General features: G+C 60.7%; 1 pseudogene. It reads left to right on the plus strand.

The features are described from left to right. Window positions 1–63: 63 nt before the first annotated feature. A pseudogene (locus tag C6B38_RS06950) lies at window positions 64–621 on the plus strand (hydroxymethylglutaryl-CoA synthase); the annotation flags it as partial.

Genomic DNA, 621 nt, shown 5'->3' on the forward strand with positions numbered 1-621 from the left:
TTCAAGGGTGCTTCTGAGCAGGCACGACCCAGTTTTCTCAAAAAGAATGGAATCAAGAGGAAAATGAACGTGAAAAAAGTAGGCATTGTCAGCTATGGCGCGGGTATTCCGGTATGCCGCCTCAAAGTCCAGGACGTGATCAACGTCTGGAAAAACACCGAGCTCAAGCTGGTCGAGGAAAACCTCGGCGTCACTGAAAGAGCCGTGCTGCAGCCCGATGAAGATGTCATCACCCTCGGTGTGCTGGCGGCGCAACGGGCCCTGGATAAAGTCCCCGGCCATGAGCTCGAAGCCCTGTACCTGGGCACCTGCACCAACCCCTACGACTCGCGAGCCTCGGCTTCGATCATCCTGGAAATGCTCGGCAGCGGTTACGACGCCTATTGCGCCGACGTGCAGTTTGCCGGCAAGTCCGGCACCTCCGCCCTGCAGATCTGCCAGGCCCTGGTGGCCTCCGGCATGACCGGCAGTGCCCTGGCCATCGGCGCCGACACCATCAACCGCAACACCGCGCCGGGCGACCTGACCGAGTCCTATGCTGGAGCCGGCGCCGCCGCCCTGCTGATCGGCAATCAGAACGTCATCGCCGAGTTTGACGGCAGTTTTTCCTGCGCCGCCGAT

Origin of the sequence: Spiroplasma sp. ChiS, assembly GCF_002968355.1 — a bacterium.
GTDB lineage: Bacteria > Bacillota_I > Bacilli_A > Mycoplasmatales > Mycoplasmataceae > Spiroplasma > Spiroplasma citri.